The following is a 16,646-nucleotide window of genomic DNA, read 5'->3' on the forward strand; positions in this document are numbered from 1 at the left end:
GGCGAGCATGCCAACGCGCTCAATAATACCCCCCGGGGTATCGTGTACGCTCGTCGCCGCCAGGGCAATTACCCCCCGGGGTATCTCAGGAGGATTCCATGACGATCGCCGACCACGCCCCGAAGACCGGAGCCCGACCCTCCCCACCCGGCCCGCTGGGGCGCCTCGGCGACTGGACGGCGAGCCGTTTCAGGACCGTCCTGGCGGGGTGGGTGATCGTGGTCGCCGTGCTCGGTGCCTTCGCGCCGCAGGTGACCACCGCGCTCTCCGGTGCGGGCTGGCAGAGCAACGGATCGGAGTCCGTCGCGGTCCGTGAACTGGCCCAGCGGCACTTCGGCGGCACCGGCTCCACCGCGATCCAGGTCGTCGTCCACGCCGACCGGCCGGTCACCGACCCCGCCGTGCGGACCGTGCTCGCCAACGCGACCGAGCTACTGACCGCCGACGACCGGATCTCCGAGGTCGTCCAGCCGCGGGCCGGGGCTACGATCAGCCGGGACGGCAGGACCGCCGTGCTGCTGGGCGGCGCCAAGGCCGACCCGGACGACATGGTGCGAGCCTCCGACGACCTCAAGGATCCGCTGCGCGCGCTGTCCACCGGCGGCATCACCGTGCGGGCCACCGGGGCGTCGGTCATGTGGAGCGACTTCAACACCGCCAACCTGGACGCGATGATCCACGCCGAGATCCTGTCCTGGCCGGTCACCCTGGTGGTCCTCGTGATCGCCTTCGGCTCGCTCGTCGCCGCCGGCCTGCCCCTGCTGCTCACCATGGCCGGGCTGGCCGCCTCCGTGGGCTCACTGGTCCTGCTCAGCCATGTCACGCCGATCTCCATCTGGGCCATGGACTTCGCCCTGATGTTCGCCCTGGCGCTCGGTATCGACTACGCGCTCTTCCTCGTCATCCGCTTCCGCGGCGCCCTCGCCCGCCACGGCGACCCACGCCGCGCGGTGGAGGAGACCATGGACACCGCGGGCAAGGCCGTCCTGCTGTCCGGGCTGACCGTGCTCGTCAGCCTGTCCGCCGTGATGCTCGTGCCCGCCCCGGCGGTCCGCACCATGGCCGTCGGCATCATGCTCTCCGTCGTCTTCGTGCTCGCAGCGACCCTGACCCTGCTGCCCGCAGTCCTCGGCAGGCTGGGCCCGCGCGTCAACAAGCTCGCCCTGCCCCGGACCCGCACCGACCAGGTCGTCTCCCCGCGCTTCGGCGCCTGGGGCGAGCAGTTGTGGCGTCACCCGCTGCGCTACGGGGTGCCCGCGGTGCTGGTCCTGGTCGCAGTCGCTGTCCCGGCGTTCGGGCTGAAGACCGCGATGCCGTCCATCACCGTCGTCCCCGCCACCGACAGCTCACGGCAGGGCTACGAGATGGTGCAGCAGGCCCTCGGCAAGGGCGCCCCCGGCATGCTCCAGATCGTCACGCCCACCGCCCAGGCACAGGCCACCGCCCGCACCCTCGCCGCCACCGACGGCATCGCCGCCGTCCTGCCCGCCCAGCCGGCCGCCGACGGCTCGCACTGGAGCCTGATCCAGGCCATGCCGTCGGCCGACCCCTCCGACGCGTCACTGAGGAACACCGTCAAGACCCTCCGGGCCGAACTCCCGAGCCAGGCATCGGTCGGCGGCGCGGCCGTGGAGAACATCGACCTCAAGCAGGCCCTGGACGACAAGGCCCCGCTGGTCATCGGCGTCATCCTGGCCCTCGGCTTCGTCCTGCTGCTCGTCGCCCTCCAGGCCCCGCTGATCGCGGCCCTCGGGGTGCTCACCAATCTCCTCGCCACCGCCGCCGCCTTCGGCGTCGCCCGGCTGATCTTCCAGGACGGCCACGGCTCCGGGCTGCTCGGCTTCGACCCCCAGGGATTCCTGGACGGCTGGGGCCCGGTCTTCTTCTTCGCGATGATCTTCGCCATCGCCATGGACTACACCGTCTTCCTGCTCTCCTCCGCCAAGGAGCACTTCGAGCGCACGGGCGACCCCCGTAAGGCCATGACGGCCGCCCTCGCCCACTCCGGCCGTGTCATCTTCGCGGCAGCGGGCGTCATGGTCGCCGTCTTCTTCACCTTCGCCCTCGCCGAGCCCCTCCCGCCCAAGGAGATGGGCATCGTCCTAGGCACCGCCGTTCTCCTCGACGCCTTCCTCGTCCGACTCGTCCTGCTCCCCGCCCTGCTCCGCCTCACCGGCCGTGCCGCGTGGTGGAGCCCCGCATGGCTGCGCAGGGTCCTGCCCGATGTCCGTTTCTCCCACGACTGACAACTCCCCGCCCCCGGTGGCCCCGCTCCCGCCCCGTGGCCCCGGTCCCACCGATACCCCAGGGGGTACGATCGACCGTAAGGAACCCACCCGGATGGAGCCGCCCGTGAAGGTCGACGAGGAAGCCAGCACCGCCGTACTCAACCGCCTCCGTCGCGCCCAGGGACAGCTCGCCGGTGTCATCGCCATGATCGAGGCCGGCCGCGACTGCAAGGACGTCGTCACTCAGCTCGCCGCGGTCTCCCGCGCCCTGGACCGCGCCGGCTTCAAAATCATCGCCAGCGGCATGCGCCAGTGCATGACCGCCGCCGACGAGGACGCACCGCCGATGAGCGAAGCCGAACTCGAAAAACTCTTCCTCGCCCTCGCCTGACACACCTCGACCGCGCACCACGACGATCAGTTCGTCGTGCCGCGAGATTCTCTCGCCGTATCCCTCGTCGGTTCCCGTCGCGAGTCGTCCGGTCAGTGCGTCGCCTCGGCGCTCCGGTCCGCCCCTTCCTCGTACCGCCCCCGAAGCTCCGAGAGCACGCCGAACGCGGCCGCCGTCAGCGGTACGGAGAGGAGCATGCCGAGGATGCCGGCGAGGGAGGCGCCGGCGGTGAGGGCGACCAGGATCACCGCCGGGTGCATCTGGAGCGTACGGCTCTGGATCATCGGCTGGAACACGTTGCCCTCCAGCAGCTGGACGAGAGCGACCACGCCGAGGACCCACAGCGCGGTGGTGAGCCCGCCGTCCGCGAACGAGACCAGGACCGCCACCGCGCCCGAGAGGAACGCGCCCAGGTAGGGGATGTACGCCCCTATGAACACCAGCGCCCCGAGGCCGACGGCGCCCGGCACCTGGAGGATCAGCAGCCCGACGGTGATGCACACGGCGTCGATGAACGCGACGATCGTCGTACCCAGCATGAAGCCCTCGATCGCCTGGAAGGCGCGACGGGCCATGACCTCCAGGGTCGCGCCGGAGCCGCGGGGCGCCAGCGAGTGCAGCGAGGCGACGGCCCGGTCGGAGTCGCGGAGGAAGAAGAAGAGGAGCAGGATCGCGAGCGTCGCGGTGGCGATCATCTCGGTGAGCAGACTGACGCCGCTCAGCACCCCGGAGACCGCGGTACCGCCGAACTTGGAGAACAGTTCCTTGGCGTTCGTGGCGAGTTCGTCCAGGGAGGTGCCGACCACGTGGAAGCGCTCGCTGAGGTCGTTCGCCGCGTGCTGCACGGACGTGACGATCTGGTCACCGGTGTCGATGAGGGCGCTCACCACGATGTACGCGGCCCCGCCCATGACCAGGATCACAGCGGCGCAGGTCAGCGCGGCGGCGAGGGACTTGTTGAACTTCATCCTGACCAGCCGCCGGTAGAGCGGGCCGAGCAGGGCCGAGAGCAGCAGCGCGAGCAGCACCGGTGTGACAACGGTCTGGAAGGTGATACAGAACCACACACCCACCGTGATCACGCCACTGAGCAGCAGCAACAGCGCGCTCATGGCGGCGACACGCCGGGCGGGGCCCGAGAGGAGGGGTGCGCTGTGGTTGTCGGCGCGGACCGGCGGGTTCAGGAGGACGCCGGTGGTGCGTACGGTCGTACGCGTCCGGTGTATCCGCGTACCGCGTCGCCCCGGCTGTCTGTCGCGGCCGCCGCCGACTCGGCGAGGAGCTCCCGTACGGCTGTTCATCCTGTTTGTCTCCACTCACACGCTTGACCGCTGTCCGCTGTCGCGGCGACAGAGTAGACCGGCGCGAGACGCGCAGGGTTGAGCGGACGGGGGGGGGACGGGGGCGGGAGCGACGACGGGGCCGGAAAGCGGTCCCGAAGCTGTGGGACCCGTTACACCTTGTGTGACTCCGCCGATGCTGGGCAGGCGCGGCCGTTATGAGCACCCCCACCAACCGGAGCACGGCAGACGCGGCGGACGCGGCAGATACGGCGGACACAGCGGGCTCTGTGATCGCGACAGTCGAGGTCGTGGAGGCGAGCCCCCGTCGCGTGGGCGCGCCCGCGACGGACGCGCGGCGCAGATCCGGTGGCGGACGGGGTTTTCCGTCGGCTCTGCGTGGTGGTGGGCGGGTGGCAGGGCTGGACGGACTGCGGACGGTCGCGGTCGTACTGGTGATCGTCTACCACGTGCGGCCGGAGCTGGTACCCGGCGGCTCGGTCGGCGTGGACGTCTTCTTCACGCTCAGCGGCTTCGTCATCACCCGGCTGCTGATCGCCGAGTACGCCCGCACCGGCGGCATCGGCCTGCGGTCGTTCTACAAACGCCGGTGGCTACGGCTGGGCCCGGCCATGCTGACGATGTGCGCGGTCACCGCGCTCCTCTCCCTGGCGTTTCCGCTGCCGCTGTTCGACGGGGCGTGGACGGCGGCGGTGCTGGCGGCGGTGTCGGTCGTCAACCTCGTAAGGGCGGGCGAGTCCGGCCCGTACTCCGACCTCACCTCGCCCCTCAGCCACACCTGGTCCCTGGGGGTGGAGGAGCAGTTCTACCTGGCCTGGCCGCTGCTGCTCCTCCTTCTTCTACGGCGGACCACGGCCCGGAAGGTACTGGCCTGGGTCGCGGCCCTGTGCGTCCTGCCGCTGCTCTGGCGCCTCGCTCTCTGGGACCCCGAGGCGGCCCACCGCATCTACAACGGCCCCGACACCCGCGCCGACCAGCTCCTCATCGGCGCCCTGCTGGCCGTCGCCCTGGCCCGCCTACGAGCCGACGACCCCCGCCTGGAGCTGCTCCGCCGCTGGTCGGGCCGCCTGTGCTGGCCCGCGCTCGCGCTGCTGGGCCTGGTCGCCTGGCAGATCCCGATCGCCGAGGCGAGCGCGTGGAACCCCGTCTGGTACACGGTCGGTTTCCTGTTCGCCGCGGTCCTGACGGCCACGGTGGTGGCGACCCTGGACCTGCTCCCCCGGTCCTGGCCGTCCCGCCTCCTCTCGATCGGCGCCCTCGCCTGGGTCGGCCGCAACCTCAGCTACGGGATGTACCTGTGGCACTACCCCGCCATCCGCCTCCTCTCCGACCTCGGCGTGCCGGACGACCAGTTGCTGCCGATGGGCATGGTGGCGACGGTCGCGGCGGCCCTCACGTCGTACGCACTCGTGGAACGGCCGCTGGCACACCCGAAGTGATGTCAGTGGGTCGCCCTAGACTCCGGCGCACCATGACCGACCACAGCAGAACCCTGAATCCGGCCCTCGGTGCCATGACCGTGCTGGTCGCCGCCGTGATCGTCCACGACCGGTCGGCGGGCCGTGTCGTCCTCCTCCAGCGTGGCCCGCGCGCCGTGTTCGGGCAGGGCTTGTGGGACCTGCCCATGGGCAAGAGCGAACCGGGCGAGCCCATCACGGCCACGGCGGTACGCGAGTTGTACGAGGAGACCGGCCTGACCGTGAGACCGGAGACCCTGGGAGTCGTGCACGTCGTCCACGGCTCCTGGGATGCCGTAGCCCCCAGCGGTTTCCTGACCGTCGTCTTCGCCACCCACGACTGGACCGGCGAGCCCGAGAACCGCGAACCCGCCAAGCACGCCCAGGTCCGCTGGGTCGACGTCGACGAACTCCCCCAGGCGCCGGGGGAGTTCCTACGCACGAGCGCGGGGGCCCTGCGTCACTATCTCGACGGCGGGCCGCTAATTTCACTGGCGGGCTGGGGGTAGAAAAGGTCTAGGATCGCAATCTTCGGCCGGCGGAAGCCGGCTGGAGTCCCCTGAGGCTGTGCCGACACGATGAACCCGGCAACGACGAACGTCGACAACACCCCTGCTCCCGTTCCCTCTCCCGCCCGACTCCGGCTCGACCGCGTCCTGGACAGCCTGGCCGTCACTTTTCGCGGTGCGACCGCCCGCGCCGACGAGGTCCAGTGCGACTGCCTTGGGGCGAACCGGAAGAACTCGCGCTGCTCAAGGTCCCGGACGTGGAACTCGATCCGGATCTGCTCTACCGCACCTGGCAAGCCTGCGACTGGGCCGACCACGGCGCGGTACTGCGCCGCGTCCTGCCCCAGTTCACCAGAGCGCTGGTAGGCGGCCGCGTGGAGCCGCACCGCATATACGAGGTGGGACGTTCGTTCGCCAAGGGCAAGTGGCACCGGTGGCCCGTCCACCAGAGGGCGGCGGTGTGGGAGTTCCTGCACGCCTGGTGGGCGCTCAACCTCACCGACCCGGATCCCGTTGCCCCCGCGTACGAGCTCTTCGAACTGTGCGCCGAGGCCTCCGGCACCGTCGGCCCGTGGCTCACGGTCTGGGAGTCGCTCGATCACCCGGTGGCCGACCGGCACTTGGCGGAAGCCGCTACCCGGTGGGAGCGCGACCTACTGCGAGACGAGCTTCCCTGGATGTTGTGGGAGGGCGACAACGCGGACGAGATGCGCACCGAGCTCGCGGCCTGGCTGGTCCGCCACGCCCCCGTACGGCTGCGTTCCCAAGACCCGGCGACGGTCGAACTCCTGCACGGCATACGGCTGCTGGGCCTCACCGGCCCCGCCCGCTGGGAAGACCCACACTGGCCCAACCACTACTGACGAGGTCGCGCCGGGTACTCGTGCACCGGGATGCGGATGGCCACGGCCCAACCTCCTTAAAGAACCTCGGTAAAGAACCAACCGCCTCCCCCCTCCCGCCCGTTGTCACCTGCGGACCCCCGCGAAACCTGGATTGTTCACTCTCAGGAGTGACTCGGTTGCGGTGAGTGGGTGCGGAGAGTTACGTTCCCGGAAAGAACCCCACAAAACGTCGGCCCTCGCAAGGACTGCAATCCTGTACGAGGGCCTGACCGCTCAGGAAGAGAACGCTTCCCAATGGCTGAAACGCAGTCTAACGCGCCCTCCCACGCCACCACCGGCACTCCGGGAGCATCACGCCCCCCGGCGCCGCCCTCCGGCGTGATCCACGTACGCACCCGCCTCGCAGGCGGCTTCACCGTGATCGCCAACGCCCTCGCCCAGCAACGCGGCAGCGCGGTCACCATCGGCGTCGCCGCCTACATCCTCTCCGTGCCCGACGGCGCCCGCATCAGCATCGCCGCCCTCTGCGCCCACTTCGACGAGGGCGAGATCCTCATCTCGCGTGCGCTACGGGAGTTGGAGGCGGCGGGCTATCTGGAACGACGCCGGGTACGCGGAGCCGACGGCCGGGTCCGCACACAGACGTTCTTCTACGACGTACCACGCGCCGCCTCCGGCCGGCCGACCCTTCCTCCCCCGCAGCCCACCGGGCCGAGGAAGCCGGAGCCCGTCGAGAACGACCAGCGAGCAGCAGCGCCTGGGACCGAAGCTGCCGCACCGGTGACGCCCGTTACGCCGCTGCCGCCGGTGTCACCAGAGACAGCAACTCCCGTCCCTCTCCCGCCGGTTGCCACCGCACCCCCTCCCCCGCTCGGCCTCGCCGAAGCAGACCCCCAGGCCGTCGTCATCCTCGCCTCACTCCGCATCGTCGACCGCCGACTGATCCTTTCCCGTAGCGAGGTCGCCGAGCTGGCCCCGGCGGTCGCCGAATGGCTCGGGCAAGGTCTCCGGCCCGAGGAGATCACCGGGGCGCTGACCAACGACCTCCCCGACCACTTCCGGGCCCGCCCGGCCCGCGTACTGGCGTTCCGCCTGCGTGAAGCGCCACTCCCGACGCCCACGAGGCCCCTGACGCCCGACACGGCTCCGCCCGTCACCCTCCCCTGGCAGACCTGCGACGGCTGCGAACGGGCGTTCCGGACGATGGGCCACTCCCGCTGCCGCGAGTGCAGGGGGGCCTCGATGGAGAGGGCGGCGGCTTGATGGCTTGACGGCTTGGAAGCCCTCGACCACCTGCCACTCAGTGACCGTACGTCAGAACAGGGTGGTAAGTATGGGCTGTGGATGCCACTGACTCCGTCCTACCCTCTGCCGGGCACCCTGCCGAGATCGCGTTCAGACGCGGTTGCCAGGCCATTGGCTCGGGGGACCGGGAACGCGCACGCGGCCTGTTCGAGGAGGCGGTTCGCGGCTCTGGCCCGCAGATGCTCTGGCGCGTGGCCGAGGCGTGCCTGGCAACCGACGAGAGCGCGTTCTGGATGCGTCGGGCCGTGGTTTCGGAGAGCGAGCCGGGCGGCATCACGGTAGACCCGGGCACGCTGCCGATCCTGGGCGGCGGCGACGGCGGCGACGGCGATGCGTTTCAACAGCACTGGGAGATCGCCGTCGAGTCGAACGACCCGGCCCGCGCCGTCGCGGCGCTCACCGCTGCGGAACACCGCCTGGGGTGCGTACTCGAGGACGGCCGCGAACTCTCGACGGAGGAGGCCGAAGACGACGACACCGACCTCTACAGCCCCAACTACGTCGCCGTCGACGACACGGTCCCCCGCGTATGGATGGACTGCAAGGGCGGGATGTTTCCGCACATGGCCCGCACCGCCCTGCGCATCGTGGCAGACGAGCTACGCAAGGCCGGGGTACGGCAAGCCCACCTGTTCACCCGCCCCGCACCGCACACCGCAGACAGGTAGCGACGACGACCGCCGGCGGGGCCGGGCCAGAAAAATCGTGAAGGCGAGATGATGTGACCACGACCTACGAATGGCGCGCCGACTTCGACAACGCCTCCCTCAACGCGCTGCACGCCGAGGGCTTCGGCGGCCCGCCCGGTGACATCGACTGGCGTACCCGACTACGACGTCACAGCCTCGGATGGGTCTGCGCCTGGGACGGCGGCTCCCTCGTCGGATTCGTCAACGTCGCCTGGGACGGCGGAGTTCACGCCTTCGTCCTGGACACGGTCGTGGCTCAGGGCTGTCGGTCCCGGGGCATCGGCGCCGCCCTTGTCGCCACCGCCTCGCGGCATGCCCGTGACGCCGGTTGCGAGTGGCTGCACGTGGACTTCGAGGAGCACCTCCGGCCCTTCTACTTCGAGGTCTGCGGTTTCCGGCCGACAGACGCAGGACTGATCTCCCTGTAGCCGACTACGGGCAAACTCCCTACGCGAAGCCCCCGTTGCTATGCAGCAGCTGTCCGTTGACCCACTGGCCCTTCTCCGAGCACAGGAAGTCGACGAGGTGGGCGGTGTCCTGGGGTGTGCCCAGGCGGCCCAGTGGTGTGTGGCGAGCGGTGTTCTCCCTGGCCTCCTCGGACATCCAACCGGTGTCCACCGGGCCCGGGTTGATGACGTTCGCCGTCACCCCGAGGTGGGAGAGTTCGTGGGCCGCCGCCAACGTGATGCGGTCCAGCGCTCCCTTGCTCGCCCCGTACGGCAGGTTGCCCACCGTGTGGTCGCTGGTGAGGCTGACGATCCGGCCGGTTCCCGGGGCCGCCGTGCAGCGGAGTCCGAACTCCCGGATCAGCAGCCAGGTCGCGCGTGCGTTGACGGCGAAGTGGCGGTCGAAGCTCTCCAGGGTCGTGTCCAGCAGGCCGGAGTCGACCGACTCGCAGTGGCACATCACCAGCGCGGTGACACCGGTGCCGGTGACGGGGCTGGTGCCCATCCTGCGTCCGACCTCGTCGAAGACGTGCGCCGGGGTGTCCGGGTCGGCGAGGTCGGCCTCGATTGCCGTGCTCGTGGCGCCCCGCTCGGTCAGGGACCGGGTGATCGCCTCGGTCGCGCCGGGTTCGATGCCCCAGGGCATGCGGGTGTCGTATGGGGTCCAGTAGGTGAAGGCGATGTCCCAGCCCGACGCCGCCAGCCGGCGGGCGATCCCGGCGCCGATCCCGACGGTGCGGCCCACTCCGGTGACCACAGCGAGCGGGCGGGCGGGACGGGCTTTCTCGGCATGTGTCGTCACGGTCCGAGATCGTCCTTGACCGGAGTTTGCTCGGCAACCCGTTTTCCCAGCAATCCCAACTTCGTTTGCCGGAGCGATATTTGAGGCATCGTCGAATTCGCTCATATCACTGATTTTTGCTGGTCAGAACCACTGCGTCGAACTCGATCACGATCACACAACATTGCAAATACTCGATTGTTCAGACCGAGTCTTTCCTGTGTGATGGAGAACCTTTGCCAACTGTGGAGTTCTGGCAAAGGTCATGCAATTGGGTGGGAGAGAGAGAACACGTGAGTGTGAGAGAGCGCGCGCTGAGACGCGTCGCCCTGGGGGTAGCGGTGGCACTGGCCGCCGAAACGGCGCTGCTGTCGGCGAGCACCGGCACCGCCTTCGCGGCCGGGGAGACATCCCGTACGGCACAAGTCGGTCAAGTCGGCCAGAAGGCAGGCAGGGCCCAGGGTCGCCCCGAGGCGGACACACTGCCCGCCGCGCTGCTGATGGCCCGGCTCCAGCACCGGAGCATCGAGGTGCTGTCGGAGCGGTCGGCGTCCTCGACGACGTACGCGCTGCCTGACGGGCAGTTGCAGACGTCGACGTACGCGGCGCCGATCCGGCAGCGGGTCGGCGGGCGGTGGCAGGACATCGACACCTCGCTGTCCGACACCGGGGCCGCCCTGGAACCGGACGTGGCCGCCGCCGACATCGCCGTCTCCGACGGTGGTGACACCGCGCTGGCGTCCGTCACCAAGGGCGCGAGGTCGTTCGGGATGGGCTGGGGGGCCAAGCTGCCCACGCCCTCCGTCGACGACGACACCGCCTCCTACGACCTCGGCGACGGACAGACCCTGACCGTCACCGCGCTGCCGCAGGGGTTCAGTCAGAACCTGCTTCTCGACAAGGCGCCCACGCGACCGTTGACGCTGCGCATTCCCCTGCGCCTCAAGGGGCTGAAGGTGTCCGAGGCCGCCTCCGGGCATCTGCTGCTCAAGGACACGGCCGGCAAGCTGGTCGCCGAGGCGCCCGCGCCGATGATGTGGGACTCCTCCAAGGACCGCCGGTCCGGGGAGTCCGCGCATCAGGCCAGGGTCGACACCCGGGTGGAGACCGCCGCAGACGGCGTGCAGACTCTTGTTCTCACTCCCGACGCGGACTACTTCAGCGACAACAAGCTGACCTATCCGGTCACCGTGGACCCGACCACGACGCTCGCCGTGACCACGGACACCTGGGTGGCGACGAACTACACCGACTCGCAGATCTCCTCGGACGAGCTGAAGTCGGGGACGTACGACGCGGGGACCACCAAGGCCCGCGCCTACATGAAGTTCGACGTGTCGCCCTTCATGGGCAAGCACATCACCGACACGAACCTCGCCCTGTACTCGTACTACTCCTCGACCTGCGCCACCACCGGCACCGGTACGCAGGTGCGGCGGATCACCGGGACCTGGACGTCGGCCGACATCACCTGGGCCGTCCAGCCCGCCACCACGGCCACCGGAGCCGTCACCAACAAGGCCGCGCTCGGCTACAGCACCGCCTGCCCGGCCGGCACGATGAACTTCGACATCGACGCCATGGTGCAGGCGTGGGCGGACGGTGCCACCAACCAGGGTGTGCGGATCGCGGGCGTCGACGAGACCGACTCCCTCACCTGGCGGCGCTTCCACTCGGCCAACTACGTCTCCGGGGACGGCTCGACCGAGCCGCATCTGACGGTGACGTACAACTCGTACGCCACCACCGCCTCCGCGGCGGTCGCGCCCTCCGCGCTGAACGCGTACAACGGCAAGCGTTACGCCACCTCGCTCACCCCGACCCTGTCCGCGAAGGTCTCCGACGCCGACGGGTCCAGCGTCAAGGGTCAGTTCGAGATCAGTCCTGATCCCGCGTACGCCGACACGACCTACACGTACACCGGCATCAGCGGAAACGTTTCCTCAGGTGCGATGGCCACCCTCGCCGTGCCCGCCGCCTCCGCGCTGCCGGCCGGCAAACACCTGCGGTTCCGGGTGCGCGGGTACGACGGAACGGACTACGGGACGTGGTCCTCGTACAACCCGTTCGTGATGAACACCGCGCTGCCCGCCGCCCCCGTGATCTCCTGCGCCACGTACCCGGCGGGGGTCTGGACTCCGAAGGCGGCCGGTGGGGTGCCCTGCACCATCGACACCTCCAGCACCGACGGCGCCGGATACCAGTGGAGCCTCGACTCGACCGTGCTCGGTCAGCGGGCACTCGACACCACCGACGGGAGCGGGGGCGACCCGCAGACCGTCACCGTCACGCCCGGGAACGGACCGCACGTGCTGCGCGCGCGGACCGTGGACTCCGGTGGCAATCTCTCGGCCGCCACCACCTCTTACTCCTTCGGCGTGGGGGACGGGTCGCTCGGCGTGACCTCTCCCCGCGACGGCGCGTGGACCGTGTCCGACGTCGATCTGACCGCCACCGGGAACACCTCGTTCACCGGGGCGAGCTGGCAGTACCGGCGCGGTTCCGCCGACTCCTGGCACCCGGTTCCGGTCGCCGACGTCTCCAACGGCTCAACCACCGTGCCCTCCTGGCCCGTCGCCGTGACCGGCGGGGCGTCCGTACCGCTGGTCTGGCACCTGGACGACACCCTCGCCGCCGAGGGCGACGGTTCGGTGCAGGTGCGGGCCGTCTACACCGACAGCGGCGGCTCCAGCGCGTCCAGTACGCCCGTCACCGTCACCCTCGACCGCAACGGTGGCTCGGCACCCCAGCAGAACATCGGCCCGGGCAGCGTCAACCTGCTGACCGGCGACTTCTCTCTGACGGCCGACGACGCCTCGGTGTTCGACGCCGCCGTGTCCCGTACGTTCTCCTCGCGCGCAGTCGACACCGACGCCGCGGGCCAGGCCGCGGTGTTCGGGCCGGGCTGGGTGTCGTCCGTGACGGCCACCACCGGGGTCGGCTACAGCAGCCTGACCAAGACGTCCGGCACCTCTGTGTCCCTCCTGAACGCCGACGGCAGTTCGGTCGCGTTCACGTCCGCCGGTGACACCAGCTGGACGCCGGAGCCCGGTGCCGAGCAGCTGACGCTGACCGGCGTCCTGACCGACGCCGCGGCCGGGGACACGTTCACCCTGAAGAACACATCGACCGGAACCTCCTCCACCTTCAGGCGGACCGCGGCCGGCGCCACCACCTGGACGCTGCGCACCAGCCAGGAAGTGACCGACGACTCCACCACCACCGTGGTCTCGGAACCCGTCACCGTCGGAACCCGCACCCTCGCCCGGCCCAAGTACGTCGTCTCGCCGAACAGGGCGGTCGACCAGGACAACACCATCTGCGCGGCCACCCCGAGCACGGCCGGCTGCCGGGTGCTGGAGTTCGTGTACGCGACCTCGACCAGCGCCACCGTCGGCGCTCTCGGCGACTTCAAGGACCAGGTCAAACAGCTGAAGGTGTGGGCCACCGATCCGGGCGCCACGTCCGGCACCGCCACCGTGGTCGGCACCTACGCCTACGACAGCAACGGCTCGCTTCGCGAGGCGTGGGACCCCCGGCTCAGCACCGCCCAGAAGGAGACGTACACCTACGACGGCGCCAAGCGCTTCGCCACGTACACGCCCGCGGGCGAACTGCCCTGGACGTTCGGCTACAGCGCGGGCGGTGACGCGAACGGGCCGGCCGGCAAGCTGCTCAAGGTGTCCCGGCCGACGCTGACGCCCGGCTCCTCGGAGACCACCAACGGCACGGCCACGACCTCGGTCGTCTACGGCGTACCCGTGTCCGGCACCGCCGCGCCCTACCAGCTGGGCTCCGCCTCCGTGGCGGCCTGGGGTCAGAGCGACCTGCCCACCAGCGCCACCGCCGTCTTCCCGCCCGACCAGGTGCCCGCCGCGAACACCGGCGCGAGCCTGGCCTCCGGCGACTACCGGCGTGCCACGATCACCTACCTCGACGACGAGCTGAACACGGTCAACGTCGCCGAACCCGGCGGGCACATCTCCACCAACGAGTACGACGAGGACGGCAACCAGATCCGCGATCTGAGCGCGGCCAACCGCGAGATCGCCCTCGGCTCCGCCACCAGCAGCGACCCGCGGCTCGCGGCGGAACTGGCCAAGGTCCGCGCCGAGGCCGCCACCACGGCGGAGGGCACCGCACAGGCGGCCCTGCTGCTCTCCGACACCAGCGTGTACGCGACCGGTGCCAGTGGCACGTCCCTGGAGCGGGAGAGCAGCGGCCCCCTGCACACCGTCACCCTGCAGAACAAGGTCACCGCGCCCGCCGGGGGCACCGACCTGCCGGCCGGCACCGAGACACTCGCCCGGCAGCACACCGTGCTCAGCTACGACGAGGGCCGCCCGGCGGACTCCCCCGTCGCCGACCAGGTCACCACCGAGACCAGCGGAGCCATGATCGACGGCTACCCGGCCGACGCCGACACGGAAACCGTGCGTACGGTCCTCGACTGGACGACGGGGCTGGCCACCAAGGAGATCCGCGACCCGAGCGGCGCGGCCGTCACCACCAGCGCCTCCTACGACTCGGCCGGCCGCCAGGTGAAGACCACACTGCCGGGCTCGGCCGACGGCAGCGCGGGTACGACGACCGCGGCCTACTGGGCGACCACCGGCGCCTGCGCCGGGCACCCCGAGTGGGCGGGCCTGGTCTGCACGATCACGCCGGGCGGCGCGATCACCAACGGTGGTGACAATCCTGCCCAGTTGGTGACGAAGTCGTTCACCTACGGGCGCTGGGGCCAGGCCGCCACGGTCACCGAGACCGCGAACGGCGTCACCCGCACCACCACGTCCGGCTACGACGTCGCGGGCCGTCCCCTCTCGACGACCGTGACCGGCGGCACGGGCACCGCCCTGCCCGCCACCACGATGTCGTACAACGACTCGGGGCTGGAGACCAAGGTCACCTCGGGCGGCAGGACGATCACCTCGACGGTCGACCGCCTCGGCCGCGAGATCTCCTACGACGACGGAGCCGGCAACACGACGAAGACCACGTACGACCCTCTGAACCGGGCGCTCCAGATCTCCGACTCGGCGCCGTCCACCACGACGTACGCCTACGACACCACCGCCGATCCGCGCGGGCTGCCGACCTCGGTCACCGACTCGGTGGCCGGCAAGGTCAGCGGCACGTACGACGGTGACGGACAGCTGGTCAAGGAGACCCTGCCGGGCGGGACCACGCTCGCGATCGACTACGACTCCAGCGGCCGTGAGACCGCCCGCGAGTACACCGACGCGAACAACGTCACGGTTCTCGCCGACCACGGCGACTACACCGTCTCCGGTCGGCTGGCCGGGCACGCCCAGACCGACGGCTCCACGGTCGTCAGCGGGTACGGCTACGACAACGGGGGCCGGCTGACGTCCGCGCAGACGGACACCGGCGGATCGTGCGCCACCCGCGTGTACGCGTTCGGCGACAGCCACAGCAACCGCACCGCGCTGACGGCCACCGCCGCCGACGCGGCCTGCGGCACCACCGCCACGACCACCACCACCGAGCGGACCGACTACACCTACGACAGCGCGGACCGGCTGGCCACGGCCACCCGCGCGGGCACCACCGGCAAGGCGGTGTACGACGCCTTCGGACGCCGTACCACCGGCACGGACGGGACCGCCGTCGGCTACTACACCGGCGAGCAGATCCGTCAGATCACCAAGGACAGCGACCGGCAGACCTTCGGTCTGGACGCGGCGAACCGCCAGGCGACCGTCACCGCCGAGACCAGGGCCACGGACGGCACGTGGAGCACCACCTCCACGACGACCAGCCACTACCGTTCCGGCGCGGACACCCCCGCCTGGACCAGCTCCACGGCAGGAACGACGACCACGGTCAGCCGTAACGTCGGCGACCTGGCCAGCGGCCTGACCGCTGTCACCGGGGCGAGCGGCAACATCGTCCTCCAGCTGTCCAACCTGCACGGCGACGTCAGCGTCCAGCTGCCGCTGACGGCGGGGTCACAGCCGACAGTGCAGCGCTTCGACGAGTACGGCGCCCGGGACGCCGCCACGGCCACGGCCCGCTACGGCTGGCTGGGCACCGCGGTGCGCGCCGGGGACACCCCGGGCGGCCTGCTGCTTATGGGTGCGCGCGGCTACGACCCGGCGACGGGCACCTTCCTCCAGAACGACCCGGTGGCCGGCGGCGGCGACAACGCCTACGGCTACTGCTCGGGCGATCCGGTCAACTGCACCGACACGACCGGTACGTTCGACTACTGGCTGAAGTACAACGTCGGCAACCCGCACATGTCCGCGAACCGGTACATGAAGAAGTTCCGCGACAACTTCAACTGGGTCTTCCCGATCGGCGGGCACGCGAGCAAGCTCAGCCACGTCGGCCAGAAGATGGACCTCTGGGTGAAGATCGCCGGAATCAAGATCGCGTTCCCGATCGTGGTGAAGAGCATCTCGTCCAACGGCTGGCGTTTCAACACCCGTTGGGGACATCCGGACTATCCCGGATTCATCTCCTTCTACTTCACTCACCTGAAGAGCGGGCAGATGAGGATCACCATCCACGGAAATGTTCCGCCCGGTGCGGACGCCTGGTTCATCGGCAAGAGCAACTACGTGAAGAAGGCCAAGAGCACGTGGGCGAAACTGGTGAGCAACCTCAAGGACCTGACCTACTACATCAACCTCATGGGCGACGCGTGATGGCCGTCCCAGAAGAAGGA

General features: G+C 70.1%; 11 protein-coding genes. 9 read left to right on the top strand and 2 right to left on the bottom strand.

Annotated elements, in window-relative coordinates; genetic code table 11:
* Nucleotides 1-98 precede the first annotated feature (98 nt).
* Both OG241_RS23585 and OG241_RS23590 read left to right on the top strand, forming a co-directional pair.
* A complete protein-coding gene (locus tag OG241_RS23585; RefSeq protein ID WP_405817602.1) occupies nt 99-2,246 on the top strand; it encodes an MMPL family transporter in 2,148 nt (715 codons plus the stop codon).
* Nucleotides 2,247-2,340: 94 nt separating this feature from the next.
* Entirely contained in the window at nt 2,341-2,619 is a 279-nt protein-coding gene (locus OG241_RS23590) for a metal-sensitive transcriptional regulator (RefSeq protein WP_405817604.1), read from the top strand.
* A gap of 92 nt (nt 2,620-2,711) precedes the next feature.
* Here the strand turns inward: OG241_RS23590 and OG241_RS23595 are convergent, their stop codons facing one another.
* Entirely contained in the window at nt 2,712-3,731 is a 1,020-nt protein-coding gene (locus tag OG241_RS23595) for an AI-2E family transporter (protein ID WP_405826394.1), read from the bottom strand.
* A 386-nt stretch (nt 3,732-4,117) separates the two neighbouring features.
* Between OG241_RS23595 and OG241_RS23600 the strand changes: the two genes are divergently transcribed.
* The 6 genes from OG241_RS23600 (at nt 4,118) to OG241_RS23625 (ending at nt 9,153) form a co-directional block, all read left to right on the top strand.
* Complete coding sequence (locus OG241_RS23600; RefSeq protein ID WP_405817606.1) at nt 4,118-5,359, top strand: acyltransferase family protein; 1,242 nt, start codon at nt 4,118-4,120, stop codon at nt 5,357-5,359.
* A gap of 32 nt (nt 5,360-5,391) precedes the next feature.
* Entirely contained in the window at nt 5,392-5,886 is a 495-nt protein-coding gene (locus OG241_RS23605; RefSeq protein ID WP_405817608.1) for an NUDIX domain-containing protein, read from the top strand.
* 203 nt (nt 5,887-6,089) lie between these two features.
* Nucleotides 6,090-6,749, top strand: coding sequence for a hypothetical protein (locus tag OG241_RS23610; protein WP_405817610.1), 660 nt, complete (start codon nt 6,090-6,092; stop codon nt 6,747-6,749).
* A gap of 276 nt (nt 6,750-7,025) precedes the next feature.
* Nucleotides 7,026-7,994 carry a hypothetical protein gene (locus OG241_RS23615; RefSeq protein WP_405817612.1) on the top strand — a complete coding sequence of 323 codons (969 nt, stop codon included), beginning with the start codon at nt 7,026-7,028 and terminating at the stop codon, nt 7,992-7,994.
* Between the two features lie 233 nt (nt 7,995-8,227).
* Entirely contained in the window at nt 8,228-8,704 is a 477-nt protein-coding gene (locus OG241_RS23620; protein ID WP_405817614.1) for a hypothetical protein, read from the top strand.
* 53 nt (nt 8,705-8,757) lie between these two features.
* The gene (locus tag OG241_RS23625) at nt 8,758-9,153 is read left to right on the top strand and encodes a GNAT family N-acetyltransferase (protein WP_405817616.1); all 396 of its coding nucleotides are present in this window, start codon (nt 8,758-8,760) and stop codon (nt 9,151-9,153) included.
* A 19-nt stretch (nt 9,154-9,172) separates the two neighbouring features.
* On the opposite strand, the gene OG241_RS23630 is transcribed toward OG241_RS23625, so the two are convergent.
* A complete protein-coding gene (locus tag OG241_RS23630) occupies nt 9,173-9,973 on the bottom strand; it encodes an SDR family oxidoreductase (protein WP_405817618.1) in 801 nt (266 codons plus the stop codon).
* Nucleotides 9,974-10,245: 272 nt separating this feature from the next.
* Here OG241_RS23630 and OG241_RS23635 point away from each other — a divergent pair, with 272 nt between their 5' ends.
* Nucleotides 10,246-16,626 (top strand): DNRLRE domain-containing protein, encoded by a 6,381-nt coding sequence (locus OG241_RS23635; RefSeq protein ID WP_405817620.1) that lies wholly within the window; start codon nt 10,246-10,248, stop codon nt 16,624-16,626.
* Nucleotides 16,627-16,646 lie beyond the last annotated feature (20 nt).

This window comes from Streptomyces sp. NBC_01390, from assembly GCF_045040105.1.
GTDB lineage: Bacteria > Actinomycetota > Actinomycetes > Streptomycetales > Streptomycetaceae > Streptomyces.